Annotated in this window: 24 protein-coding genes and 1 pseudogene; 16 read left to right on the forward strand and 9 right to left on the reverse strand. The window is 65.2% G+C overall.

Annotated features, from left to right (window positions below; genetic code table 11):
- The first annotated feature begins 50 nt into the window (after positions 1 to 50).
- The 9 genes and pseudogenes from ETR14_RS29590 (at position 51) to csgH (ending at position 6,909) form a co-directional block, all read left to right on the forward strand.
- On the forward strand, positions 51 to 182 hold the full coding sequence (locus tag ETR14_RS29590) for a hypothetical protein (RefSeq protein ID WP_256370189.1): 132 nt from the start codon (positions 51 to 53) through the stop codon (positions 180 to 182).
- Between the two features lie 317 nt (positions 183 to 499).
- A complete protein-coding gene (locus tag ETR14_RS23670; RefSeq protein WP_243455952.1) occupies positions 500 to 850 on the forward strand; it encodes a curli assembly protein CsgF in 351 nt (116 codons plus the stop codon).
- Positions 851 to 901: 51 nt separating this feature from the next.
- Positions 902 to 1,828, forward strand: coding sequence for a CsgG/HfaB family protein (locus ETR14_RS23675; protein WP_243455659.1), 927 nt, complete (start codon positions 902 to 904; stop codon positions 1,826 to 1,828).
- Positions 1,829 to 2,077: 249 nt separating this feature from the next.
- A complete protein-coding gene (locus tag ETR14_RS23680) occupies positions 2,078 to 3,493 on the forward strand; it encodes a hypothetical protein (protein ID WP_129389844.1) in 1,416 nt (471 codons plus the stop codon).
- A 104-nt stretch (positions 3,494 to 3,597) separates the two neighbouring features.
- A pseudogene (locus ETR14_RS29795) lies at positions 3,598 to 3,960 on the forward strand (hypothetical protein); the annotation flags it as partial.
- 612 nt (positions 3,961 to 4,572) lie between these two features.
- Positions 4,573 to 5,073, forward strand: coding sequence for a hypothetical protein (locus ETR14_RS29800; RefSeq protein WP_371416836.1), 501 nt, complete (start codon positions 4,573 to 4,575; stop codon positions 5,071 to 5,073).
- A gap of 60 nt (positions 5,074 to 5,133) precedes the next feature.
- Entirely contained in the window at positions 5,134 to 5,712 is a 579-nt protein-coding gene (locus tag ETR14_RS23690) for a hypothetical protein (protein ID WP_129389850.1), read from the forward strand.
- A gap of 88 nt (positions 5,713 to 5,800) precedes the next feature.
- Entirely contained in the window at positions 5,801 to 6,529 is a 729-nt protein-coding gene (locus ETR14_RS23695; protein ID WP_129389853.1) for a hypothetical protein, read from the forward strand.
- Complete coding sequence (gene csgH / locus ETR14_RS23700) at positions 6,526 to 6,909, forward strand: curli-like amyloid fiber formation chaperone CsgH (protein WP_129389856.1); 384 nt, start codon at positions 6,526 to 6,528, stop codon at positions 6,907 to 6,909. The genes ETR14_RS23695 and csgH overlap by 4 nt, the downstream gene beginning before the upstream one ends.
- A 414-nt stretch (positions 6,910 to 7,323) precedes the next feature.
- Here csgH and ETR14_RS29690 read toward each other — a convergent pair whose 3' ends face one another.
- On the reverse strand, positions 7,324 to 9,834 hold the full coding sequence (locus tag ETR14_RS29690) for a pre-peptidase C-terminal domain-containing protein (RefSeq protein WP_165356596.1): 2,511 nt from the start codon (positions 9,832 to 9,834) through the stop codon (positions 7,324 to 7,326).
- A 188-nt stretch (positions 9,835 to 10,022) separates the two neighbouring features.
- Between ETR14_RS29690 and ETR14_RS23710 the strand changes: the two genes are divergently transcribed.
- From ETR14_RS23710 to ETR14_RS23720, 3 genes are all read left to right on the forward strand, one after another.
- Positions 10,023 to 10,349 carry a hypothetical protein gene (locus ETR14_RS23710; protein WP_129389862.1) on the forward strand — a complete coding sequence of 109 codons (327 nt, stop codon included), beginning with the start codon at positions 10,023 to 10,025 and terminating at the stop codon, positions 10,347 to 10,349.
- Between the two features lie 115 nt (positions 10,350 to 10,464).
- Positions 10,465 to 10,959: a helix-turn-helix domain-containing protein gene (locus ETR14_RS23715; RefSeq protein ID WP_129389865.1), complete on the forward strand. Its 495-nt coding sequence runs from the start codon at positions 10,465 to 10,467 to the stop codon at positions 10,957 to 10,959.
- A 138-nt stretch (positions 10,960 to 11,097) separates the two neighbouring features.
- On the forward strand, positions 11,098 to 11,358 hold the full coding sequence (locus ETR14_RS23720) for a hypothetical protein (protein ID WP_129389868.1): 261 nt from the start codon (positions 11,098 to 11,100) through the stop codon (positions 11,356 to 11,358).
- Between the two features lie 120 nt (positions 11,359 to 11,478).
- On the opposite strand, the gene ETR14_RS23725 is transcribed toward ETR14_RS23720, so the two are convergent.
- A complete protein-coding gene (locus ETR14_RS23725) occupies positions 11,479 to 12,585 on the reverse strand; it encodes a hypothetical protein (RefSeq protein ID WP_129389870.1) in 1,107 nt (368 codons plus the stop codon).
- A gap of 94 nt (positions 12,586 to 12,679) precedes the next feature.
- Between ETR14_RS23725 and ETR14_RS23730 the strand changes: the two genes are divergently transcribed.
- Positions 12,680 to 13,630, forward strand: coding sequence for a LysR substrate-binding domain-containing protein (locus ETR14_RS23730; protein ID WP_129389873.1), 951 nt, complete (start codon positions 12,680 to 12,682; stop codon positions 13,628 to 13,630).
- 132 nt (positions 13,631 to 13,762) lie between these two features.
- Positions 13,763 to 14,377 (forward strand): glutathione S-transferase, encoded by a 615-nt coding sequence (locus ETR14_RS23735; RefSeq protein WP_129389876.1) that lies wholly within the window; start codon positions 13,763 to 13,765, stop codon positions 14,375 to 14,377.
- Here ETR14_RS23735 and ETR14_RS23740 read toward each other — a convergent pair.
- Positions 14,374 to 14,835, reverse strand: coding sequence for an Lrp/AsnC family transcriptional regulator (locus tag ETR14_RS23740; RefSeq protein ID WP_129389879.1), 462 nt, complete (start codon positions 14,833 to 14,835; stop codon positions 14,374 to 14,376). The two genes, ETR14_RS23735 and ETR14_RS23740, sit on opposite strands and share 4 nt — an antisense overlap.
- Positions 14,836 to 15,014: 179 nt before the next feature.
- Here ETR14_RS23740 and ETR14_RS23745 point away from each other — a divergent pair, with 179 nt between their 5' ends.
- Positions 15,015 to 16,034 carry a pyridoxal-phosphate dependent enzyme gene (locus tag ETR14_RS23745; RefSeq protein WP_129389882.1) on the forward strand — a complete coding sequence of 340 codons (1,020 nt, stop codon included), beginning with the start codon at positions 15,015 to 15,017 and terminating at the stop codon, positions 16,032 to 16,034.
- 16 nt (positions 16,035 to 16,050) lie between these two features.
- Here ETR14_RS23745 and ETR14_RS23750 read toward each other — a convergent pair whose 3' ends face one another.
- The 6 genes from ETR14_RS23750 to ETR14_RS23775 form a co-directional block, all read right to left on the reverse strand.
- A complete protein-coding gene (locus tag ETR14_RS23750) occupies positions 16,051 to 16,836 on the reverse strand; it encodes a carbon-nitrogen hydrolase family protein (RefSeq protein WP_129389885.1) in 786 nt (261 codons plus the stop codon).
- Between the two features lie 57 nt (positions 16,837 to 16,893).
- Positions 16,894 to 17,907 carry an aspartyl protease family protein gene (locus ETR14_RS23755; RefSeq protein ID WP_165356597.1) on the reverse strand — a complete coding sequence of 338 codons (1,014 nt, stop codon included), beginning with the start codon at positions 17,905 to 17,907 and terminating at the stop codon, positions 16,894 to 16,896.
- 110 nt (positions 17,908 to 18,017) lie between these two features.
- Positions 18,018 to 19,514, reverse strand: a complete 1,497-nt coding sequence (locus ETR14_RS23760; protein WP_129389891.1) for a SulP family inorganic anion transporter — start codon at positions 19,512 to 19,514, stop codon at positions 18,018 to 18,020.
- 10 nt (positions 19,515 to 19,524) lie between these two features.
- Positions 19,525 to 20,220, reverse strand: a complete 696-nt coding sequence (locus ETR14_RS23765) for a carbonic anhydrase (protein WP_129389894.1) — start codon at positions 20,218 to 20,220, stop codon at positions 19,525 to 19,527.
- 90 nt (positions 20,221 to 20,310) lie between these two features.
- The gene (locus tag ETR14_RS23770; protein ID WP_129389897.1) at positions 20,311 to 21,630 is read right to left on the reverse strand and encodes an ATP-binding protein; all 1,320 of its coding nucleotides are present in this window, start codon (positions 21,628 to 21,630) and stop codon (positions 20,311 to 20,313) included.
- Positions 21,627 to 22,376 carry a response regulator transcription factor gene (locus ETR14_RS23775; RefSeq protein WP_371416729.1) on the reverse strand — a complete coding sequence of 250 codons (750 nt, stop codon included), beginning with the start codon at positions 22,374 to 22,376 and terminating at the stop codon, positions 21,627 to 21,629. The genes ETR14_RS23770 and ETR14_RS23775 overlap by 4 nt, the downstream gene beginning before the upstream one ends.
- A gap of 213 nt (positions 22,377 to 22,589) precedes the next feature.
- Here ETR14_RS23775 and ETR14_RS23780 point away from each other — a divergent pair, with 213 nt between their 5' ends.
- Positions 22,590 to 23,879: an ATP-binding protein gene (locus ETR14_RS23780; RefSeq protein ID WP_243455660.1), complete on the forward strand. Its 1,290-nt coding sequence runs from the start codon at positions 22,590 to 22,592 to the stop codon at positions 23,877 to 23,879.
- The last annotated feature ends 12 nt before the right edge of the window (positions 23,880 to 23,891 follow it).

The raw sequence follows: 23,891 nt of genomic DNA on the forward strand, positions 1-23,891 counted from the left end.
CAAAGACCACACAGAAGTTTGAAAGTGATTAATCCCCTGGTCACCGACAAATGGCCGGCGACAATTCGGGCCATGCAAGTGCGGGCGCCGGGCCGTTGAAATCGGAAGCTGCGATGCGCCGCCGCTGCCTCGTGTTCGCGGGCGGCGCCGGCTGGATCCGCAGCGGCAGGATTGGCTTCTGACCGGGGCCTTTGGAAACGGCCGAACCAGCGTTCAGACCCAGACTCCCAGCCGTTCCAAAGGGGGACAAAGACGGAGCGATGCAAAATTATGCTTAGGGAAGAAATGGTTGCGAGCCGGGGAATCTGCCCTGAGCGAAAAAATAGGGGTGCCAGCCCGCCGACAAAAAGATTAAACGGAGGTTAACAGGACGACGCCGAGTCGCGTCGATCCAGTCAAGGGGTGGGGGTACATGGGGTCAGTAAGCCGCGTCGTCGGCCGTTTGCTTGTCGCTTGTGCGTGTCTGGTCACGTTCTCCGGCGGCGCTGCCGCTCAGGATTTGAGCTACGAGCCGGTGAGTCCCACTTTCGGTGGAAATCCCTTCAATTCCGCGCACTTGCTGGGCGTTGCCAATGCCCAGAACGACTATAAGGATCCCTCCGCGACGAGTTCCAACTCGCAAGCGGACGTATTCGCGCGGCAGCTGCAGTCGCGCCTGCTTTCCGCTCTGTCCTCGCAGATCACCGAGGCGATCTTCGGCGAAAATCCCCAGCAAAGCGGGACGATCAGCTTCGGTGGTCAGACGATCCGCTTCGATCGCGGGCTCGAAAACGTCACCCTGACGATCACCAACGACGAAACCGGCGAAGTCTCGACGATCATCGTTCCGACCTTTGTCGAGGTGAACTGAGCAATGCGCTCTTTGGTGTTGCTTGCCGGATGCGTGGCGTTGAGCGGCTGCATGAGCCTTGGCGAGGTGGGGCGCTCCGATATCCCCGAGATGTCGCGCCTGCCCGTGATCCCCGCAAAGACGCCGAGCCAGAACATGCTTGCGGCGCTGCCACCGCCGTCGCGGCCGGTTGCGGTCGCAGTCTATTCCTTCACCGACCAGACCGGGCAATTCAAGCCGTCCGACGTCGGCCAGACGCTTTCGCGCGCGGTAACGCAGGGCGGCGGCTCGATCCTGGTCAAGGCGCTGCAGGATGCCGGCAAGCGCCAGTGGTTCACGATCGTCGAGCGCGAGTCGCTGAAGAACCTGCTCAACGAGCGCAATATCATCCGCGAGATGCGCGAGCGTTATCTTGGTGAACAAACCGTCAATCCGCAGGCCCTGCCGGCCATGCTGTTCGCCGGCGTGCTGATCGAGGGCGGGGTGATCGGCTACGACACCAACACGGTCACCGGGGGCGCGGGAGCCGGCTTCCTCGGCATCGGCGCAAGCACCAAATATCGTCAGGATACGGTCACCGTCTATCTCCGCGCGGTCTCGGTGCGGACCGGAGAGGTGCTGACCACCGTCACCGCCTCCAAGACGATCGCGTCCCACCAGATCGGGGCCAATGCATTCCGCTTCGTCGCCTTCAAGGAACTGCTCGAGGCGGACGCAGGCTTCACCACCAACGAGCCGGATCATCTCGCCCTCCAGCAGGCGATCGAGAAGGCGGTCTACGGCCTCGTTCTGGAAGGCGTGGAGCTGAAGCTTTGGGATTTCGCCGATCGTGAGGCGGGCTGGCCTTTTCTCTGGCGCTACACCCAGGAGCGGGACGGCATCTTTTCCGCAGAGCAGGTTCAGGCCGCAATGGCGCAATCGCGCCGGGCGCCGCCGATGAAGATCAAGCCACGTGACGTTCCGCCGATGAAGGAGGAGGCGACCAGGGGCAGCCGCTAGGCTGCTCCCAGTTTCAACGGCGCGCCCACCCAAGAGGGGCTGCCGCAAGGAGAGGTCGACGAGCTGCCTGGGGCTGGCCGATCGGACGAGTCCAGGGGTCGGACGGGGTTGCAGCCCCAGTCGGCCGACAGATCATGCGGGCACCGGAGTTGCAGCTCCGATGCCCGCGACAAGTAGGCGTCTGAACCCGATCATGTCACCCGAATCCGGGTGGCATGGCTATCATCCCATGCTGAAGGAATCGCAACCATGAAGCTTTCCATCCTGTCATCGGTGTCGGTGGCCGCGCTGCTCATCGCCGCGCCCGCCATCGCCCAGAACAACAGCTCGACGATCGGCCAGAACGGCCGGAACCAGACCGCCGAAGCGAACCAGTCGGGATCCAACGGCACCTCGCTGATCGACCAGGAAGGCGAATATCAGATCGCCCGTGTCGCCCAGGCCGGCAACAGCGCGAATTCGAACGTCGACCAGCTCGGCAACAGCAATCGCGCGATCGTCGATCAGGACGGCGACAGCAACTCGACGATCACGCAGAATGGCTGGAACAACGGCGCGAGCGTCCAGCAGGACGGCGACCAGAACGTTTCGACGATCAACCAGCAGGGCAGCTCGAACGAGGTGAGCACGGCCGCTTCGCCGCACGTCGGCCTGATCCAGGACGGCAACGGCAACAGCTCGTCGGTCGACCAGCTCTTCTCCGATGCCGAAGCCAACGTCTTCCAGACGGGCAATGCGAACAGCTCGGTAGTCCTGCAGCAGGACGATGCCGGCAGCGCCGCGTTCGTCACCCAGAATGGCGACGACAACGACTCCACCGTCACCCAGAACAGCGCCGGCGCCATTGCGAACGTCATCCAGGGAAGCTCCGGGAACGTTTCGGAACTGACTCAGGGCCGCTCGAACGGCAACGCCTTTCAGACCAATGGGCAGCAGGCGTTGATCACCCAGCTCGGAACGGACAACCAGTCCTATGCCACCCAGAGTGGCTCTTCGGGTGACCTCAACGTCTCGCAGGCCGGCAACAACAACCTGTCGAACGTCCTGCAGTCGGGCTTCGACAATGCCGCGGGCGATGATTTCGGCGCTGTCGGCGTCAACCAGGACGGCAACGACAACGAAGCGCAGGTCGTTCAGTCCGGTCAGCTGTCCGACGCCTTCATCGATCAGGTCGGCGACAGCAATTATGCCGAGGTTAATCAGAGCGTGAACAACGCGCCTAACCCAGCCGGCGGTCCCGATCCGCGCGTCGCCAACGCCTCGATCATCCAGTCGGGCGGCTCGAACACGAGCGAGATCAACCAATATGGCGGCAGCAACACGATCAGCGCGCGCCTGATGTCGGCGTCGACCGATCAGTCCGGCGACGGCAATACCAGCCTGATCAACCAGACCAACAGCGTGATCACCGCGTCCGCCTCGGCCAACGACGCTGATGTCGATCAGTCCGGTAACGACAACGATTCCGACATCCTCCAGAATGGCGCCGGCAACGACGCGCTGGTTCAGCAGTTCGGGAACGACAACAATTCCGTTCTTTCGCAGATCGGCAGCGGCAACGCGGCCACAGTCAGCCAATATTCCGACGGCAACAGCTCGACGATCACGCAGAACGGCACCAACAACTCGGCGATCGTCTCTCAGGGACTTCCGCAGGGCAATTGAGCAGGGGGAAGGCGGCAGACCTAGTCGGCCTGCCGCCTTCGAATTAACTGCCGCGCATCCCTGATGATCTTGGACGCGGCAAAATATTCAATGGGGAGAATATCATGAAGAAGATCCTTTTCACCAGCGTCTCGACGCTTGCTTTCCTGGCGTGCGCGCCGGCCTTCGCGCAGAACAACAGCTCTACGGTCGGCCAGACCGGCAGCGACGGTTCGGTCACCGTTGCCCAAGCCGGCAGCGGCGCGCTGTCGACCGTCAATCAGGGCGGTGACGACAATGTCGTCGAAGTCACCCAGACCGGGGCCGGCGCCGAGTCCGTCGTCACCCAGGATGACGCCACCGGCAGCGACGACGACAATCGCGCGGTCGTCAGCCAGAACGGCGACAGCCATTCGAGCGTCAAGCAGATCAACGACAACGCGCTCGCCGAGGTGAGCCAGGACGGCGACGACCACGTTTCGCGCGTCGAGCAGAGCGGCCGCAACGACACCGCTTATGTCGACCAGAGCGGCACCGACAATGATTCGACCGTGCTCCAAACCGGCAGCACCAACACCGCCAGCGTCAACCAGAGCAACAGCGGCAACACCTCGCAGGTGTTCCAGACCAGCGGCTTCAACGATGCCATCGTCGATCAATCGGGCGTCAACAACCAGTCGACCCTCACGCAGCAAGGCGGCATTCTCGGCGTCGCTGCGAACAGCGCCAACGTCCTGCAGTCGGGCGACGACAACGTCTCCACGATCACCCAGGGCGGCGTCGGCAATTCGACCGGCGACGGCGACGAGGCGACGGTGCGCGGCGTAGTCCAGAGCGGCAGCAACAACGTTTCCACCGTCGTCCAGAATGGCGGTCTTCAGGACGCCTATGTCGAGCAGGAAGGCGACGGTAACACGTCCAGCATCGACCAGGGCGGCACGATCAGCGCTGCGCACACCGCCGACGTCACGCAGGGCGGCAACGGCAATGGCTCCACCATTCTGCAGCGCGGCGCTCTGTCGGACGCGACTGTCGACCAGGGTGGCGACGGCAACAGCTCGAACATCGATCAGGGTCTGCTCGGTTCGCATGTTGCGGACGTGTCGCAGGGCGGCAGCGACAACAGCGCTGAGATCGACCAGCTCGGCTGGAACCAGGAAGCCTATGTCGATCAGATCGGCGACGGCAACAGCGGTACCATCAACCAGGGCACCGTCACCGGCTCCGGTCAATATGCCAGCATCACCCAGTCGGGCTCGGGCAACAGTTCCGCCATCGTTCAGAACGGCGCGGGTCACACCGGCGAGACCGATCAGGCAGGCGACAACAACAGCTCGACATTGACCCAGAATGGCAGCGGCCAATTTGCCTCGCTGACCCAGGACGGCAGCGACAATAGCTCGGACATCGATCAGTCCGGCAGCGACAACAGCGCCGTCGTCGATCAGTTCGGCGATCTCAATCAGTCCTACATCACCCAGAATGGCGCGGACAACAGCGCGACCGTCAGCCAGTACAGCAACGGCAACGTCTCGACGATCAACCAGAATGGCACCGGCAACTCGGCCGTGGTCACTCAGGGCGCTCCGTCGAGCAACTAAGTATGAACCGGCCGGTACTCCTCAGGGGTACCGGCCGGCCTTCTTCTGGAGGAGCGGAGCATGAAGCGTCGTACGCCGATCGTCTTGGGCCTTGCCCTCCTTCCGTTCGCGTGCCCGGCCTGGGCGCAGAGCGGAGCAACGTCGGATCGCTCCGTCTACGTCGAGCAGATCGGCGATTCCAATCAGGCACGGGTCTCGCAGATGGGCTCGGCTGCCCGCGCCGAGCTCCGTCAGGCCGGCAGCCGCAACAGGATCGAAGCCAGCCAGAGCGGCTCCGGTCGCATCAACGCCCGTCAGAGCGGCGACTCGAACCTAGCCTTGCTTGCTCAAGCCGGTTCGGGTTCGAATGTGCTCACCCTCAGCCAGAATGGCGCCTTCAACGTCGTCCAGGCCCGGCAACACAATGACGGCATCGCCGCCAACGCCGCGCAGCTGCTGCAGGATGGCCGCGGCAACCAGATCGATCTTACTCAGAATGGAGGCGGCAACGTCGCCGATCTCGCGCAGCAGGGGGATCAGAACCGGCTCACCGCAATTCAATCGGGCGGACAGCAGCTCACCGTTCTGCAGCAGGGCAACGGCCTCAGCTTCCAGCTCGATCAGGGCCATCCGGTTCTCTCGATCACGCAAGCGAATTGAAGTCGGGTGAGGTTCGGTCCATTGTGACTGGCATATTCCGCACCGCGGCGTTGTTCTTGGCTCGGGCGCAGATCGGACATCTCAGGTGATGACCAAAGGATACGGCCTTCATTGGGTAATCGCGGCGGCAGCGCTGCCCACCTCCGCTCATGGACAGGGGGTGAGGGGATCCATCGACCAGATCGGTTCCAGCAGCAGCGCTCCCGTCGAGCAGATCTCGACCGCCGTCCGAAGGAGTGATCGTGCCCGATCGGGCGCTGCGCTTCAGGACCAGATCAGCGCTAGCGGCGAAGCACGTTCCACGTCGGCCCAGGTCACCGCCGAGCGCGGCAATCAGCGCGGTTCCGCACAGCTCTACACGGGTGGCAGAACCGCGGAACCGGCCGATCCTCTTTCCAAGCCAAGCGAGGGGCGCACCGGGGCGGTCGCTGCGGTCGGCGGCGACGACCGCTGCGATCCTGCCCTGCGCAGCGGACTGCCCGAAGACAAGGCCTGCGCACGCGTGATCGAGCGCCGCGCCGGGGAGTTCGTAAGGCGCAACAACGAGGAACTGACTCTCGAGCAGAAGCTCCTCGTCGAGCAGCGCACCAACCAGCCGTCGACGACTCGAGAGGCCGCCCGGCAGCTCGGCGATACCGGGGCGGATACCGGTTCGCTCGAAGCGCAGGGAATCGCTGCCGTCGTGCTGAGGGGCGGCAACGTGCCGCCGGAGACCGGAGGCGAGAGCGACAGCGCGGATCCCGCGGTCAATGCCGCGGCCTTGAACGCGATCGTGAGCGCGATCGCCGCCGGCGCGAACGGGGGCTCGCCGCGATGACCAAGCGGCACCGCATTGGCGCGGCCGGCGCCGCGTTTTTCGCCGCCATCGCCGCAGCTCCGGGCTCGGGCGCCGCGGAGGCGCCCGCTCCGCGGCCGATCCTCCTTGTCGAACAGCCGTCGGATCGCGGGCTGGAATTGAAGGTGGTCGGCGCATCCGAGGCCCCCTTCGCCGGCAGCTATCGCCTGGAAGTGACGAGCGGCACTGCCGGCAACCGCTCGATTCAGTCGGGGCGGGCCCGGCTCGAACCCGGCGTGCCCGTCACCTTGGTCCGCCTCCATGTGGGCAACGCTCCGGCAAAAGGCTGGTCGGCTTTGCTGAAGGTCGTTCCGGAGCAGGGCGAACCTTATGAGATCGCGCTGAATGCCGCAGCGCGTTGAAAAGCGGAGCCGCTGAACCGGTTGGGCGATTTTCATGTCGCGACCGGACCAGCACTCAGCGATTCAGGAAAACGGCCACGATGAATCCTATCGGCGCGGCAGCGTCATCGATCCCGGACGCGACACCGCGCGCGAGCGCTCGGCTGCCGTAGCTGCAGCTCATTCCAAGTTGCCACCGCCGCCCTTGTCGCGGCCGCACTGCGCGAAGCGTTAGTCGTCGCTGGCGAAGAGCTCGGAAGTTCCCTGCGCGGGACGTTCGTGACGCTACGCCGGCACGCACCCACGAGGCCGCGTTGCCGGGCTTGATCGGCCTTGAAAAGACGACAATCACGCCCCTCTCCGCGCAAAGAAAATGGCGCCCCGACTAAAGCCGAGGCGCCACTTCCTAAGACCGGTTCGAACGCGTTCGAACGATCAGGCGGTGAACAGGATGTCCGCCATGGTCACGTTCGCACCCTGGACGAAGATCGTCAGATCGTTCGCGCCGAGTTCGACGAAGATCTTGCCGGCGGTAATCGTGACAGCAGAGCTGTTGATCCCGAAGGCCGAGAGATCGATCGTCTCGTGTGCCTGGTAGCCGCTGATCGTGTCGGTGCCGGCCGTGTTGAAGACGAAGTCGTCGTCGCCATTGCCGCCCTTCAGCGTGTCATCGCCGGCACCGCCGTTGAGAACGTCGTTGCCGTTGCCGCCGTCGAGGGTGTCGTTGCCGGCACCGCCCTGCAGCGTGTCATTGTCGTTGCCGCCGGACAGCGTGTCGTTGCCCTCGCCGCCGTCGAGCGTATCGTTGCCGTTGCCGCCGGTGAGGCTGTCGGCACCGAGACCGCCGAGCAAGGTGTCGAGACCGTTGCCGCCGGAGAGGGTGTCGTCGCCGCCAAGGCCGCTCAAGGTGTCGTTGTTGCTGCCACCCGTCAGCGTGTCGCCGAAGTCGCTGCCTGACAGGGCTTCGACGCCGGTGAAGCGATCGCCGGCGGCATCGCCGGTCGATCCGCTGAGGCTCGCGAGCGACGCGGTTACGCCGACACTGGAGCCGACATAGCTCACCGTGTCGAAACCATCGCCGCCGTTCAGCGTGTCCGCACCGCCGCGACCGACGAGGATGTCGTTACCGCCATTGCCGTTCAGGATGTTGTTCGCGCTGTTGCCGAGCAGCTGGTCGGCGCCGCCGCCGGCCGACGCGTTCTCGATCACGACTCCGTTGGCGATCGTGTACCCACCCCAGATGTCGTCGACGAACGAGACGACGCCGCCGCCGGTCGGGGAATAATCCAAGGTCGCCGCGAGCAGATCGATCCGGGCATTGCGGTTGCCGGAATATTCGATGCTGTCGGTGCCCGCCGTATCCCAGATCGTCTGGTAGAACGTCCCGGTCGCATTGGCGTCCTGCAGCACATAGACGTCATTGCCGGTGTTCGCTTCGTGAACGCCGTAGCGCTCCTGCAGCTTGGCGATGTCGAAGGCGCTGAGCGAGCCCGACCAGCCGCGGCCGATGCCCGCGAGGGTGAACGGCGACGGGCCGTCCGGATGCTTGTCCCACGCGTCGTTGTACGACATCACGGTGTAGACACCCTGGTTGAGATCGAACAGACCGTAGGAACCGGTCGCGCCGGTTACGCCGAGCATGACGTCCGAGCCGCCGCCGGTATCGTGCGGGTGGGCAAGACCATGGGCATGACCGAATTCGTGGAGGATGACCGCAAAGGCAAAGCCGCCACGCTGCAGGCTTGCCTGACCTGGCAGGTTCCAGCCACCGCTGTCGACGTTGAACACGCCGATGCCCTGCTGGGTGCCGTAGGAGGGATCCTGCGGATAGAAATAGGCGCCATATTCATCGGAGGAGGTCGTCATCAGGCGGAAGGTCGCCTGGTTGACGTCAGTGGTGATCTCATAATTGACGCCGAGGATCTTCTCATACTCCTCCAGCGCCTGCATCACCTGCTGCTTTTCATAGTCGTTCCAGCCGAAGGTGACCATTGGCGACACGCCGTCGTCAGCCGTCTCGCCGAAATTCTGGCCGGCAGGAGCGAAATAGACGTAGGCGGTCGGCGTACCGTTGACGTCGGTGAACGGAACGTTGTCGGCATTGACCCAATCGATCGAGTCGAGCGGGTCCAGCGAGCTGAGATCAACCAGGCTGCTCTCGAGAATGTAGCCGCCGGTCTGTCCCGAATAGGCCGTGACATCGAGGTAGAAGGTCCCGCTCGACGTCGCCAGGAAGCTGAAGCCGGAGCTGATGTCGTTCGGGAAGTTGATGTCGTCGTTGGAGCCGACGATCGTGCCGGCCGCATTGCGCAGGCGCAGGATCGTGTCGAGCTCACCGGTCGGAACCGAAGCGAAGTCGGTCTCGTAATCCGCGCCGCCGGCAACCTGGAAGGTGTAGAGCTTGCCGGCTTCGAGGGTGACCGCATAGCGATCCACGTCCGTTCCGGTCTCGCGGAAGCCGAACACCGTGCCGAGATCGATCGCAACCGCAGTCGCATTGGTCGCGCCGACCGAGTCCGTTCCCTGCTGACGGACATCGATCGTGTAGGTGCCGGTTCCAGGGTCGCCCGGGTTGGCGAACGACTCGGCGACGATCGAGTAAGCGCCCGTCGTGGTGGCGGTGAAGGTGATGAAGGAATAGAGGCCGTTGCCGCCATCGTCGTCATAATCGACGAGGGTGTTGGTCGGGCTGCCGATCGTCAGGAACGTGTCGTTGAGCGCGTTGACGCCGGTTCCGCGCAGCGAGACGCTGTAGGTCTGCCCGGCGACGAGGTTGACGGTGTACCGATCGACGTCTCCCGTTGCGTCGATCACACCGCTGAGCGAGCCGCCGACCGAAATCACCGTTCCATTCGGCTCATCGGCGATTGAGGAGGGAACTGCGAGGTTCAACACATCCGAGATGGCGTGCGGGCTGTAGATTTCCTGACCAGACTTCTCGAGCAAGGAATTGCTGAGAAAGCGACCTTGTGCGTCGAAACGAATTAGCGGTGATGCCATGTGGCTAGGCCCCCATGTGAAGTTCGCCGGGAATCGAGCGAATGCGGGCAGCAGAACATAATTGGTTAACCTTTTCAATAGACTCAACTGATCCGATTTGGCACGATTGACAAATGATCGTGGATGTTCTCCTCTTGGCCGCGATGACCGCAGGCAGTCCTTTTCGCCCCTTGCCCGAACAGCCGGCAATCGACGCCAACGCGTCGGAGCGTTCCGTGGGGTCCGACCGGGGAGGCGCTCCGACGAAAGAGGGCATCGCCAAATTGCCGTTTGCCCAGGGCCATGTATTCGCGACCCTCGACGATTATCTTGCGCACCTTAAGCGTCAGAGCGCGATCGATCTGCCATGGTGGCGGGAGGTCAGTCCCGGCGTGTACGAGCACGTTCGCCGGATGCCTGAGGGTGAGCGCGAGACGGCGACGCGGGCCGAATTGCTGAAGCGCTTCGGGTTCTCCCGCTAAGGTGATGCTGGGTGCTGAAGGCCTCTTTGTTGCGGTCGGGCAACGGTGACGAGCCAAGTGCGCGGCGTGCGGCGCGAGGCGTGACAAGCGTCCAAATATCGATACCGTACAGGCAATGACAGCGCCCCGGCCCTTCAAGATACAACCGATCGACTGCAGCATCGCGGCGGCACTGGATGTGGTCGGGGAGCGCTGGTCCCTGCTGATCGTGCGTGCCGCCTTCAACAAGCTGCGGCATTTCGAGGAATTTCAAGCTGCGCTCGGCATCGCCCGCAACATCCTTGCCGATCGGCTGAGCCGGCTCGTCGAGCACGGCATCCTCGAGCGCGTACCCGATCCGATCGATCGCCGGCGGGTCGTTTATTCCCTGACGGATAAGGGTAAGGGCCTTTCGCCATTGATCATCACCCTGATGCAGTGGGGCGATCGCTGGGGCGCGGCCACCGGCGGGAGCAAGGTGCTTGTCGACAAACGCAGCGGCCTGCCAATGGCGCCGATGCGCGTGCGGGCTGATGACGGACGCGAACTCGCGCTCGAAGACCTTGAGTGGATCGATCGCGCCGAGCTCGACGGCGAGCAACCTGCAGGGGCTGCACAGGGTCTTCGTTGATCGGCTGCGGCGCCGTGCCCGCCTCGTCCCCCGGCGCTTCGCCCTTCACACAATTTGCGACGAAAGGCGGCACCGCCCGTGAGAGACGGCGTTGGAGCAGCAACCGCGCAGACGCGGCCGGGCGCGAGGAGGATGTGGATGTTTACCCGTAAGCGGAAACTTGAGGGGAGCAGTGTCTTCGCGACGTCGAGCCGCCTCGGCGAGGGCGCCATCGGCGCAAGCCCGGTCCGGATCGATTATTATGTGGCCGGCCTCCGGCGCCCCGACGGTGTGGTGTCCGCGTCCACGCAGGCCAGTCGGGAAGATTCGTGGAAGGCGGTTGCCGCGCTGGCGCTGTTTGTCGCGGCAATCGCATTGATGGTGGCGATCGTCGCCGTGATCCTGGCGGTCCGAGGCTGAGACCTTAAACCCCCGCAATCGCGGGGGAGTAAGGCCAAGGCTTCGCTGCCGATGGCCTCAAATCCTCTGCCGGTTCTTCCGGGGCGATCAGACGGGGGGAGGGAATGCGCCGGTGCCGGATCACACGCGGCGTTGCAGGTCGCTGATCCAGTTGGTCTCCCATGTCGTGCCCCCGTCGGTCGACATCGCCTGTTCCCAACGCGCGGAATTGGGGCTGACCCGCGACCATGTCACACGGGTGCGAACCGGCCGGCCATTCTGCACGTCATCGCCGAAGAACGTCCCGGTGTCGCCTTCGAATCGGCCACGCAGCGGGTTTCCGATCGCCGACGGGTCTGCGCCATCGATCCACCAACTCACCCATTGCTGCGCCTTCGGATCGAACACGCGGAGCCCGATGCCGCGCCTAGCCGAGTGGGCCTTCGCGAAAAGATTGTCGCCGATGTTGGCGCGGCCGCCGAGCACCGGCCAGTTTTCGAGCGTCCCGGAAAACGTTTCCCAGGAGTCGCTACCCGCAAGCCGCTGTGTCAATCGCCGGTGCCGGACCAACCACTTTCCGACCAAGAAGTCGAAATCGCGGTTGCGCGTTTCGAAGAGAGTAAGCGGCGTCGCCAGTGCGGCGGTGCGGGTGAAGAAATTTTCCCAATTGACCTCCCAGGTCCTGCCCTCGTCAGGCGAGAATGCTTGTTCCCAGTGCGGACGACGCGAATGAATGTCGAGCCAACGGAATCGTACGGTCACCGGCTGCCCGTTGTAGGTATCGGGGCCGACGAACGTGGCACTGTCCGTTCCGAACCGACCGCGGACAGGCGGATCGATCCGCTCCGGATTGCGACCGTCCAGCCACCAGATCGACCATGAGGCGGTGACCGGATCGAAGGTCCGCACGGTCAGTCCGCGATAGCTTCCGCTCGGAATGTCGACGATATTGTCGTCGATCGTTGCGAGGCCGCCGAGCGCCAGCCAAAGCGCACTCTTGCCGCCGAATTCCTGCCACTCGTTGCTTCCGGCAAGGCGATCCTTGAGGCGGCGGTGCCAGACCTCCCAATTGCCTTTCAGCCAATCCCAGTCGTGGGCGCGGGCAGCAAGATCGACATCGCCTCCGCGCTCCGGTTGCCGTGAGAGGGCTGTGCCGGCGAGCGGCGCAGCGACGAGGCCAGCCGAGACGGCATGCAGGAAGTCCCTCCGGGGTAGACGCAATCCGGACGGGTCTCGATTCTCATACATTCTCTTCCTCCCTGCCATTCAGCCTGCGCAAGATTGTCATCGCCATGCGCCGTCCGGCTATGCGAAGATCGGGCGAGGAGGCTAAATCAGACTTATGCTCGGCGGCCGGTTTCCCTCGCTTGCCTCGATCCGCGCCTTCGAGTCGGCAGCCCGGCTCGGCAGCTTCACCAAGGCAGGACGGGAACTCGGCACGTCGTCCGCATCGGTCAGCTACCATGTCCGGCAACTCGAGGCGCAGATCGGTGTCGCCCTGTTTCGCCGCCTGGCGCACCGGGTCGAGCTTACCGAGCCCGGCGAGATGGTGGCGACGGAGGCCAGCAAGGCCTTTGCCGCGCTGCGGGCAAGCTTCGTGCGCGCGGCGGAGGCGGAGGAGGGGCGGCTTTCGCTCACCACGCTGCCGACGATCGGGACAAGTTGGCTCGCCCCGCGGCTCGGCCACTTTCGCACTCTGCATCCGGAGATCCAGCTCGAACTCGATCTGTCGGATGTCCCCGAGGATCTCGCCGGCGGCCGTTTCGACGCTGCCATCCGCAACGGCGATGGCCGCTGGCCTGGTCTGCGGGCGGTTCCTCTCTTCCCAAGCCTGTTCATGCCGCTCTGCGTCCCAGCCCTCTTGGATGCGGCACGGAGTCTCGGCGATCCGGCGGCGCCGCTCGCCGTACCCCGGCTCGGGCGCGCCGATTGGTGGCAGCTCTGGTACCGCAGCCGAGGATATGATGCAGGTCCTCCGCCAGGCTCTTACGGCACTACCCTCGCGACCGAATATCTGGACGTCGCCGCCGCGCTTGCCGGACATGGCATCGTGATCGCCTCGCCGATTCTGTTCCGTAGCGAGTTGGAGTCGGGGCGCTTGATCGCGGCCCACGATTTCGTCGTGCCCGCGGGCCGCGCCTTCTGGTTCGTCTATCCAGTGGCGCGGCAGCGCAGCCGCAAGATCGGCCTGTTTCGGGAGTGGCTATGTGCGGAGGCGGCGGCTGCATGCGCAGCCAGCGCCGACCTGATCGCACGTGCCGAGAAGGTAGGGCCGATCGTCATGCCGGCTTGATCCTCTCCCGCATCGGCGCCTGCCGTTCCGCCGCCTGACTGCGAAGTGGCCCGCCAAACCGCCGAAATCCGGTGGAGCAGCGCTCTTATGCTGCCGCCGGACGCCAAGCGGCATGCAAAATGAGGATGCGCGATGAAACTGCTTTACCAGACCCACTCCCCGTTCGCTCGCAAGGTGCTGGTCTTCGCGCACGAGGCCGGCCTCGCCGAGGCCATCGAGGTCGTCCATCACGAGACCAGTCCGACGCAGCGCAATGCCGAGGTATTCGCCCAGAACCCGCTCGGCAAGGTGCCGGTGCTGCTGCGGCCCGGCAGTTCGCCGCTGTTCGATTCCGACGTCATCTGTCTCTACCTTGATGGTCTGGCTGCCCGCAGCCTTTACCCGATCGGCGTCGAGAGACGGCTCGGTGCACTGCGACTGCAAGCGTTGGCGCAGGGCCTTGCCGAAGCAGGCATCGCCTATCGCTGGGAAACCGCCCGGCGGCCGGAGGGCTTACGCTATCCACCGCTCGCCGCAGGTTATGCCGAGAAATTGAAGACCGCGTATGACTGGTTGGAAGTGCACGGCGATTATGACGCACCGATCCATATCGGCCATGTCGCGCTGGCGACGACACTCGAATGGCTCGATTTTCGTGGCCTGCCGCCATTTCGGCCGGCACGGCCGAAGCTTGCCGCCTGGTTCGATGCTTTCGCCGAGCGTCCGTCGATGCGATCGACCCCGCTGGCCGGAGACACGGTCGACTAGAGATCGTGGACCGGGATCGTCAGGCTTCGCTTGACATGCCCAAGCATGACGTTGGTGTGGTACCGGCGCACGTTGCTGTTGTCGGCAAGCAAGCGGGTCATGAAGGCTTCGTACCGCTCCATGTCCGGCGCCGTGACGATCAACACGAAATCGGCGTTGCCGGTCACGTAATAGGCCTGCTGGACCTGTTCTTCGGCCGCGAGCCAGCGACGCAGATGGGCAAGCAGTTCGGGCCGCTCCCGTTCGACCTCCAGCGACACGATCAGCAGGTTCGGTGAGCCGAGACTGCGTGGATTTGTTATCGCCACGGTTCGCTCGATGACGCCGCTTTCCTTCAACCGACGAATGCGGCGCTGGATCGCCGACGGGGAGAGTGCAACCTGTTCGGACATCTGCTCGGCAGTCAGGTCCGCATCCTCCTGCAGCGCCGCCAAAATCCGTCTGTCATAGCCGTCCATTCCTAACTCCTCGACGGGCAGAATAGAGCAGGGCAACGCTGTTTCACGTCGAAAAAGGGCGGGTCGCCGCGGCGAAACGGGCCGGTCGACCGCATATCTCCCGTTCCGAGCACCCGAAAGACGCGCACGAACGCCTCCGAACGCGCCCTGGCGGCACGAGACCACCCTATGCTTGCGCCATGACCAGTCGCGCGCAGATCATCGAGGCGTTCAGAACGCCGATCGCCACTCCGCTGATCGCTGCCCCGGCGATCGCGGTTCGCTGCGGGGTCGGGGCCGTCCTGATCAAGGATGAGAGCAGGCGCAGTTTCGGGAATTTCAAGATGCTCGGTGGGCTCGCCGCCGGCCTTTCGGCGCTGGCCCGCTTCGCCGGCACGCCGGTGGAGTCACTGTTCGCAATGGACGGCCGGCATTTGCCGCCGCTCGTCTGCGCCAGCGACGGCAACCATGGCTTGGCCGTTGCTGCCGCCGCCTCGGCCGCGGCCACGCGGGCGATCGTTTTCCTGCACGATGATGTCGATCATCGCCGCGCGGCGCGCATCCGGGAATTGGGGGCGGAGATCGTTCGCGTGTCTGGCACCTATGACGATGCCGTGGATCGGGCAGCAACGTTCGCGGCAGGCGGCGGCGGCTTGCTGATCGCCGACACGTCGGAACGCACCGACGATCCCGTCGTGACGGATGTCATCGCCGGCTATCGCCGGATCATCGACGAGCTCGAAGAGGCGGCGCGGCGGAGCATGACCCATGCCTTTATACAGGCTGGTGTCGGAGGCTTGGCCGCTGCCGTTGCGGAGGCTTTCGCCCGGCGTCAGGGCCCGCCCATCCGGATGATCGTCGTGGAGCCGGATCAAGCGGCGTGCGTCGGGCACGCACTCCGCCATGGCGTCGCTGAGCCGATCCCGGGATCTCTTGTGACTACGGCGGAAATGCTTTCCTGCGGCGTCGCCTCGGTGCCTGCGCTCGCCATATTGCAGCGCCACGGCGCCGAGGCGGCGACGGTCAGCGAAACCGAATTGGGCGCAGCGGTTCCGATCCTCGCGGCAGAAGCCGGGGTTGAGGCAAGTCCGTCGGGCGCGGCAGGTCTCGCAGGGCTGCTGCGCGCTGCCGCCGATCCCTGCCGCCGCGCGCACTTCCGGCTGGATCGGTCTTCCACAGTGTTTCTTGTCGCCAGCGAAGGTGCGGCTCCGAGCGCCTGATCGGCGTCGTGCGTCGTCAGGAGTAGGCGGCTTCCCGCAAGCGCGCCGCGAAGCGTCCGGTGGCAAGACTGCTGTCGACGTCGGCAATCAGCAAGCCCGCCTGTCCGCGTTTCTGGCGGGCTATTACCTGTCCCTCGGGGCCGATGAGCGCCGTGCCCGCAAGGCAATTGGGAATGGCGAAGTTCACGGTCGCGAAGAAGACGTGGTTCTCGGCGGCTCGGCAAATGGCGGCCTTCTCGTGCATCGTTCCCTCGGACGGCGCCCATGCGTCCGGCAGGGGCTGCTCCGCCGCCGGCGAATATTGGAGGTGGAAGACGATCCTGGCGCCGCGGCGTGCCGCCCAGCGGACCGTTTCGGGATAGCGCCACCCTTCGTGGCAGATTGCGACACCGAACGGCACCCCGGCGAGCTCGAAAAGCTGCCGCCGGTCGCCTGGAACGAAAAGAGCGTCCTCGGCCGGATCGACCTGGACCTTGTCCTGGTACCCGAGCACGGAACCGTCCGGCCCGATCACCAGCGCAGAGGCATGCCGGCCGCCCGTCACGGGCCGCTCGACTCCGATGATTGCGCCGACGCGGCTTTCCCCGGCCATTGCCGCCAAAGCCGTTTCAGCGCGTGCAAGATCATCTCCGGTCCAGGCACCGACATCCAGGCCGACCCCGCGCATGCCCGGAAGGAAGTTTTCCGGGGTGCAGATGAGGTCAACGCCCTGCGCCGCCGCATCAATGAAGAGATGCTGAAGGGCGGCAAGGCCATGGTCAGGAACGGCATGATGGGGCAGGGAAGCGAGGCCGATGCGCATGCCGCCAATTAGCGCAGGCACGGCCCGCCCGGCAATGTTTCGGGCGCTTGTTCGTAATCAATAATAATCCGCAAGGGTGAGCAGATGCGGCGGCTTTCCACGAACGCCGATCCGGTAGGACATGCCTGTCGGTCGGCGGCCGAGATTGCGGTTCTCGGCGAGAAACCGAGCGGTGATCGGCTCGTCGTCGACGGTGACGATCGCGTCGCCGACCTGCAATCCCGAGGCAGCGGCAGGGCTGCCGGGGGAAATGTGGATGATCTCGAGGCAATCCGGCCCGGCGACGACGTGGAGGCCGGATCGGTCGGCCACGAACGGGGCGTCGAACCCGGCGGCCGGGTGCAGTCTCAACCGCCCTGCGCCGAGATCGAGGATCGAATGGAATCTCCAGAGAAGCGGTGCGCCGATGACGATCGGCGCGTCCAGATTCCAGCATTGCGGAATGCTGAGCGGTACCTCCGTTAGCTGGTGGCCTCCGATGTTAAGCCGGGAGAGGCGGGTGACGGTGCTGACGGAGAGGCCTTCCACGCCGACACTCGCCGAGGTGGAATGCGGGCGCCCCTCAAGCAAATTCGCGCCGTCAACGAACTTCCGCGCCGCATAGAGAGGGATGCTGCTGCCGAGATCGACAACTGCAGGCATCCGCAAGCCGCGGCCGAGCTCGACTTCGAGGCAGAAGAGTTTGTCACGCGTCCGCACCAGATGGTGCCAGTCCTCGCCGACGATCGAGGCCTGTCGAGGGCAGAAGCGGACGACCATGCGATCGGGATCGATCTCGACCCGATTGTGCAGGAACGCTTCTTGACCGAGCACGAGATCGATCCGCGTTCGTGCGGCTGCTGAAAGGTGTGCCAGATCGAGCACGGCCGGGCTGATCGGGGGCAATTGCGTGTCCCCGATCCTGATCGTCAGGGGGCGCGCCGTCTGCGCGCTGACGGTGGCGGTCAGGCCGGCAAGCTGCTGGCCGGTCGGACAGTCCAGACCGGCGGACGCGGCCCACCGGCGATCGAGCACCGAGCGGCTGGCGCCGCTGTCGAGCAGAGCGGTGATCGGCCTGCCGGCGAGGATCACCGGCAGGCAGAGCAGTTGATCGCCCCCGCCGGTCAATGGAAGCCAGGGCCTGCCGGGGGCAGAGGCAGGCCCTGGCCGGGTCGCTGGCGGGAGGCGCCAGCGCACGCTGCTCATCCGGCGTGCACCAGCTGCGCCACCCGGCCGCGCGCGCCGGTGACTTCGACGGCATGGCCGGCCCGCTTGCGCCGTCCGAGCCATTCCGTGAGCATCTCGGCGAAGGTGTGATCGACATGATCCACCTTCGACAGATTGATCGTGACCCGTTCATCCTGTGGCACGGCATCGAGCACCGCCGAGACCTTGGGCAGCGCCACGAACGTAGCCGCACCGTCCAGGGCGATCTCGCGGACCGGAGCCTCCTGCCGGTCTTCGACCTTGAGACGAATACGCTTCAGGTGCGGCACCAACTCGAGCATCGACAAAGCGAGGCCCGTGAGCACGCCAGTGAGCAGATCGGAGGCGACCACCATCACGAAGGTGCCAGCCCAGATCAAAGCGGGGAAGCGGCCATATTGATGGAGGAGGTGCTTGACGTGCTGGAGGCTGACGAGCCGCCATCCGGTCACCACCAGAATGCCGGCAAGCGCCGCCATCGGGATCTCGCGCAAGAGCCACGGCAGCAGGGCAACGAAGCCGAGGATCCAGATGCCATGGAGGATCGCGGATGCGCGGGTCATTGCGCCGGCCTGGACGTTCGCCGAGCTGCGTACGATCACGCCGGTCATCGGGATCGATCCGACCGCACCGCAGAGCAGGTTGCCGACGCCCTGCGCGCGCAGTTCCTTGTTGTAGTCGGTGCGAACGCCGTCATGCATGCGGTCCACCGCGGCTGCCGACAGCAGGGTTTCGGCGCTTGCGATGAAGGCGATCGCGACAGCGGTGACGAGGATGGTCGGGTTGAGGAAGCTTGCGAAGACCTCCGTTCCGGGGAAATCGATCGCGCTGGCGAGCGAATCGGGCACGTTTACCCGCGCCACGTCGAGGCTGAGCAGCAGAGCGGCCAGCGTCGCAGCGACGATCCCGACCAACGCGCCCGGCACGAGGCGCAGGGATGCCGGACGGAATTTCTCCCAGCCGAGCATGAATCCGATCGTCAGCAGGCCGACGGCGAAGGCGGCAACGGCGCCGCCCGACTGACCGGGGGCCAGGCCGAGCAGCCGCGCCGGCATTGCGGCGAGATTGTCGAGCCCGCTCGGCAGCGGCTTGGCATCGAACAGAACATGATATTGGCCGGCCACGATCAGCAGGCCGATGCCGGCAAGCATGCCGTGCACGACCGCCGGAGAGATCGCCCGGAACCAGCCGCCAAGGCGAAAGATGCCGGCCGCGACCTGGATAAGGCCAGCGAGCAGCAGGATCGGGCCGAGCGCGCTCAGGCCCTGGTCGCGAACGATCTCGAACACGATCACCGCCAGGCCCGCGGCCGGGCCGCTGACCTGGAGCGGAGAACCGGCGAGGAGGCCGACGACGATGCCGCCGATGATGCCGGTGATCAGCCCCTTTTCCGGCGGCACGCCCGAGGCGAGGGCAATGCCCATGCACAAGGGCATGGCCACGAGAAAGACGACAATGGACGCGGTGAAATCGCGCAGCGCGAATTGGGGCATGATCGCGTCCTTATTCGGCGGCTTCGGCGAATTCGGGCGCGGCGGCGAGTCGGGCGCCATGGGCCAGCGCGACCGGCAGCGGGCGGTCCTCGCGCAGAGTGACGAAGCGGTTGGTCTCGCCATCGAGCGCCAGCACGACGCCGGCATGGATGTCGACATACCAGCCGTGGAGCGCGATCTCGCCCCGCGCGATACCGGCGGCGACCGAAGGATGGGTGCGCAGATGGGCGATCTGGGCCACCACATTTTCGAGCGTCACCGCGCGCACGCGATCCTGACCGTCGAGCTCGGGATAGCAATCGCTGACGACCTTGGCGGCCGCGTTGGAATGACGAAGCCAGGCGGCGACGTTCGGCATCGAGGCGAGGACGTCATCCTTGCCGATCGCCTTCATGGCGCCGCAATCGGAATGGCCGCAAACGATGATGTCGCGAACGCCGAGCACCATCACGGCATATTCGACGGTCGACGACACGCCGCCGTTCATCTGCCCGAACGGCGGCACGATGTTGCCGGCATTCCGGCAGACGAAGAGGTCGCCCGGCTGCGCCTGCATGATGTGTTCGGGAACGACGCGCGAATCCGCGCAAGAGATCATCAGCGCCTTGGGACTCTGGCCGTCGGTGGCGAGCCGCGAGTAGAGCGCGCTCTGGTCTGCATAAACCTGCTTTTCGAAACTGAAGACGCGGCCGATCAGCTCGTTCATGATTGTGACTCCTTCACTGGGCATCGGAGCCTGCAGATACGGAGCGAACTTTGCTGCGGCGCAGCGGGTCTGTAAGGAAGTGTTGCTGCCTTAGTCGTTCTTCGGGGGCGCGAGCGGCAAGCGGATTTCGGCACGCAGGCCACGCACGCTTCGATTGGCGATGCGGAAATCGCCTCCCTCGCTGCGGACGATGCGCTCCACGATGCTGAGACCCAGGCCTAGGCCGGCCGTGTTGCGCGCGCGGGCGCCGTCCAGCCGTGAGAACGGGCGCAGGGCCTCTTCCATCCGGTCTTCCGGGATGCCCGGGCCATCATCCTCGACCGCGATGATCGCCCAGTCGTTAGTCATGCGCAGGGAGACATCGGCGCCGCCGCCATAATGAAGGCCGTTGTCGACCAGGTTGCGAAGGGCACGCTTTATCGCCGCAGGTCGGAGCTGCATCTCGGCATGGCGCGGTCCCGCATAAGTCACCGCGCCGCCGAGATCGCGCACCTCGTCGACCAGCGTGTCGATCAGTACGGCGAGATCGACGCGCACCGGCGGCTGCGGATCCGTCTCCCCGCCGAAATAGGCGAGCAGCGATTCGATCATCTCCTCCATTTCGCCCAGATCGCCGAAGATCGCCTTGCGCAGATCGGCATCGGCGATAGCCTCGCTGCGCAGGCGCAGCCGTGCGAGCGGGGTCCGCAGGTCGTGGCCCGCCGCCGCCAGCGCCTGGGTGCGATCGGCGATCAGTCGATGGATCCTGGTCTGCATGGCGTTGAACGCGCGGATGACCCGGCGCACCTCGCCCGGGCCGCGTTCCTCGACGAGCAGTTCGCGCCCCTGGCCGACGGCTTCCGCGGCGCGGGCCAATTCGCCCATCGGCCGCAGCGTCCGGCGGATCATCAGCCCGGCGATGATGATGAGCGCCACGGCCGGGATGATCGCGAGCAGGAAGCGGTTGGCTGCGATGCTGGCCGATTCGACGACATGGGCCGCTTCGAACCGAACGGTGCTGCCGTCGGGCAGGGATGCGATGCCGGCGACGACGTGGCCACGCCCACCAGCAAGGTAGAGTCTCAGATCGGAGCGGGCCAGTGTCGGTTCCCACTGCACGATCTGGTCGCGCATCGTGCGAAGCTCGGGCGCGATCGCCGGCAGCGGCGGCGGCGACTTGCGCCATTCGAAGCGGAACTTGTCGCTGGAGATGCGTGCGGCGAGCGCAATCCGTTCCGCCGCCGGACGGCTGCCGACGAGGCGGTATCCGAGGGCGAGATGCTCGGCGAGGCGGTGCGCCTCTTCCTCACGCACCTGGAGACGAGCAACCCGTTCGTAGAACAAGGTGCTGGCGGCGAACTCGAAGACGATCGCGAGGAGGAGAATGCCGAAAATCCGCGTCAGCAACGCGGACGGACGTTTGAAGATCATTGCCGATCGACGGCCGCGTTGAACATGTAGCCGACGCCGCGCACCGTCACGAACGGCGCCGCACCCCGATCCGTGGAGAGCTTGCGGCGCAGCCGGCTGACCAGGACGTCGATGCTCCGGTCCGACGAATCGCCGAGCCGGTTGCGCGACAGCTCGATGAGGCGTTCGCGTGAGATCACCCGCTGGGGCTGATCAAGGAAGACGGTCAGCAGATCGAATTCGGCGCCGGTAAGCTCCACGACCGCCCCGGTCGGCGAAATCACCTCGCGGCGGGTGAAGTCTGCGACCCAGCCGTCGAACGCCGCCCGTTGGGCACGTTCGGCACCATGGCGGCCGTCGAGCCGGCCGCGCCGCAGGACGGCGCGGATGCGGGCCACCAATTCGCGGGTGCTGAACGGCTTGGCGAGATAATCGTCGGCGCCGAGCTCCAGACCGACGACTCGGTCGGTCTCCTCGCCGCGCGCACTCACGAAGATGATCGGAACGTCACCGCGCTGGCGGATCATCCGGCACAGATCGATGCCGCTGGTGCCCGGCAGCATGATGTCGAGCAGGATCAGATCGACGGGTTCGGCCTCCAGGGCGGCCCACATTTCCGCACCCGACACCGCGGTGCGGACCCGATAGCCATTTTGCTGCAGCGCGCGCGCCGTCAGTGTCCGCAGTGCGGGATCGTCCTCGACGAGCAGAACGAGCTGTGCGCTCACGCCCTCGGAACCATGGCAATCGGAAGCATGGCCGCGCATCTAGGTTTCGGTGCGGCGCTGCGCAACCGCGACGAACCACATAGCCGTGTCAGCAACACTTTGTTACGTTGGCGTCCCGTGTTTCCTGTAAAGTGGCGCGTGGCAACGACTTAGGCATGATGCGACGCCGGAGCCGAAGCACTTTCGGCGGTGGTGCGACGGATCGCGCCGGCGAGGAGAGCGACGCTGAGCGGGATGGGAGAGAGAAGGTTGATGCCGCCGCGCCTGATCGGCCGCGTCGGTCTCGTCATTCTTGCTCTCGCACTGCTCCAGGTGACCGCCAGCCTGGTCTTCTACCGGGTCATCGATCGCCATACCGCGCGGGCCGATCATGCCCGGCGTGCGGCGGAACTGCTTGTCGTCAGCCATCGGCTCGAACTGGTCGGCAAGGAGCGGGTATCCAGGCTGATGACCACCCGCCACCTTGCGGTTTCGGTCGATCAAACTCCGCTGGTGCCGCGGCCCGGTTCCGCGGTCGAGGAGATCCGCCAGGAGATCCTGCGCTGGGAGCCGGAACTGGCGGCGCGAAGGCTCCATCTCGACAGTGAGCGGACCGGAGGGCGCGAACATCTGGTCGGATCGATGCAATTGGCCGATCGCAAATGGCTGAACTTCCGCTCAGCCAACCTTTCTGCGCGCTGGCCGATCGCGGTGAAAGCCGCGACGATCACCCTGTTGCTGACGCTCGTCTGCCTGATGGCCGTCCTCTACACGCTGCGGCTGATGGGCGCACCGCTGCGGCGCCTCGCCGAGGCAACCGAACGGATCGGGGAGGGGGCGCGCGTGTCGTTTTCCGAGACCGGGCCCAGGGATGTGCGCAATCTGAGCCGGGCGTTCAACCAGATGCAGGAGCGGCTCGCACGCATGGTCACCGACCAGGCGAGCGCCTTCGAGGCGATCAGCCATGATCTGCGGACGCCGCTCAGTCGCATCAAGGTTGCCGCCGACTTCGTCGAAGCGGAAGACATCAGGACGATGATCGCGGACAGCAGCGACGAAATGGAGGCCATGCTGTCGTCGCTCCAGCGCTTCCTGCGGGCGCAGCACGTCACCGGCGAGGCGGCGCCGATTGCGCTTCCGGAGCTTGCGGCGGCATTGCGCGAGCGCTGGGGCGAGGAGTTGACCGTCGAGACGCCGCGCGCAACGATCGTCACTTACCGCGAACCCCTCGAGATGGCGCTCGATCCCCTGATCGAAAATGCGCTTCAATATGGCGGGCGGGCGACCTTGTCGTTTCGCCATGATGCGGACGGCTGGTTGGCGGAACTGCACGATTCCGGGCCCGGCATCCCGGATCCTCACCTGGCCGATGTGCTGACACCGTTCTTCCGCCTCGACGAGGCCAGAGCCCGCAACACTGCCGGCTTCGGCCTCGGTATTCCGACCGCCCATCGCCTTCTGCTCCGTTTCGGCGGCGCGCTCGAATTCGAGAACCGGAAGGAGGGCGGATTGGTCGCACGTATCCGGCTTCCCACCACCGCGGCCGTGTTCCACGAACGCTGAGACCTCGAAAGC

This window comes from Sphingosinicella sp. BN140058, assembly GCF_004135585.1.
Classification (GTDB): Bacteria; Pseudomonadota; Alphaproteobacteria; order Sphingomonadales; family Sphingomonadaceae; genus Allosphingosinicella.

What these genes read in the sequence shown, in the direction of transcription:
- ETR14_RS29590 (WP_256370189.1), top strand. Translation starts at nt 51, where the DNA reads ATGGCCGGCGACAATTCGGGCCATGCAAGTGCGGGCGCCGGGCCGTTG.
- ETR14_RS23675 (WP_243455659.1), top strand. Translation starts at nt 902, where the DNA reads ATGAGCCTTGGCGAGGTGGGGCGCTCCGATATCCCCGAGATGTCGCGC.
- ETR14_RS23680 (WP_129389844.1), top strand. Translation starts at nt 2,078, where the DNA reads ATGAAGCTTTCCATCCTGTCATCGGTGTCGGTGGCCGCGCTGCTCATC.
- ETR14_RS23690 (WP_129389850.1), top strand. Translation starts at nt 5,134, where the DNA reads ATGAAGCGTCGTACGCCGATCGTCTTGGGCCTTGCCCTCCTTCCGTTC.
- ETR14_RS23695 (WP_129389853.1), top strand. Translation starts at nt 5,801, where the DNA reads ATGACCAAAGGATACGGCCTTCATTGGGTAATCGCGGCGGCAGCGCTG.
- csgH (WP_129389856.1), top strand. Translation starts at nt 6,526, where the DNA reads ATGACCAAGCGGCACCGCATTGGCGCGGCCGGCGCCGCGTTTTTCGCC.
- ETR14_RS23715 (WP_129389865.1), top strand. Translation starts at nt 10,465, where the DNA reads ATGACAGCGCCCCGGCCCTTCAAGATACAACCGATCGACTGCAGCATC.
- ETR14_RS23720 (WP_129389868.1), top strand. Translation starts at nt 11,098, where the DNA reads ATGTTTACCCGTAAGCGGAAACTTGAGGGGAGCAGTGTCTTCGCGACG.
- ETR14_RS23725 (WP_129389870.1), bottom strand. Translation starts at nt 12,585, where the DNA reads ATGTATGAGAATCGAGACCCGTCCGGATTGCGTCTACCCCGGAGGGAC.
- ETR14_RS23730 (WP_129389873.1), top strand. Translation starts at nt 12,680, where the DNA reads ATGCTCGGCGGCCGGTTTCCCTCGCTTGCCTCGATCCGCGCCTTCGAG.
- ETR14_RS23735 (WP_129389876.1), top strand. Translation starts at nt 13,763, where the DNA reads ATGAAACTGCTTTACCAGACCCACTCCCCGTTCGCTCGCAAGGTGCTG.
- ETR14_RS23740 (WP_129389879.1), bottom strand. Translation starts at nt 14,835, where the DNA reads ATGGACGGCTATGACAGACGGATTTTGGCGGCGCTGCAGGAGGATGCG.
- ETR14_RS23745 (WP_129389882.1), top strand. Translation starts at nt 15,015, where the DNA reads ATGACCAGTCGCGCGCAGATCATCGAGGCGTTCAGAACGCCGATCGCC.
- ETR14_RS23750 (WP_129389885.1), bottom strand. Translation starts at nt 16,836, where the DNA reads ATGCGCATCGGCCTCGCTTCCCTGCCCCATCATGCCGTTCCTGACCAT.
- ETR14_RS23760 (WP_129389891.1), bottom strand. Translation starts at nt 19,514, where the DNA reads ATGCCCCAATTCGCGCTGCGCGATTTCACCGCGTCCATTGTCGTCTTT.
- ETR14_RS23765 (WP_129389894.1), bottom strand. Translation starts at nt 20,220, where the DNA reads ATGAACGAGCTGATCGGCCGCGTCTTCAGTTTCGAAAAGCAGGTTTAT.
- ETR14_RS23770 (WP_129389897.1), bottom strand. Translation starts at nt 21,630, where the DNA reads ATGATCTTCAAACGTCCGTCCGCGTTGCTGACGCGGATTTTCGGCATT.
- ETR14_RS23775 (WP_371416729.1), bottom strand. Translation starts at nt 22,376, where the DNA reads ATGCGCGGCCATGCTTCCGATTGCCATGGTTCCGAGGGCGTGAGCGCA.
- ETR14_RS23780 (WP_243455660.1), top strand. Translation starts at nt 22,590, where the DNA reads ATGCCGCCGCGCCTGATCGGCCGCGTCGGTCTCGTCATTCTTGCTCTC.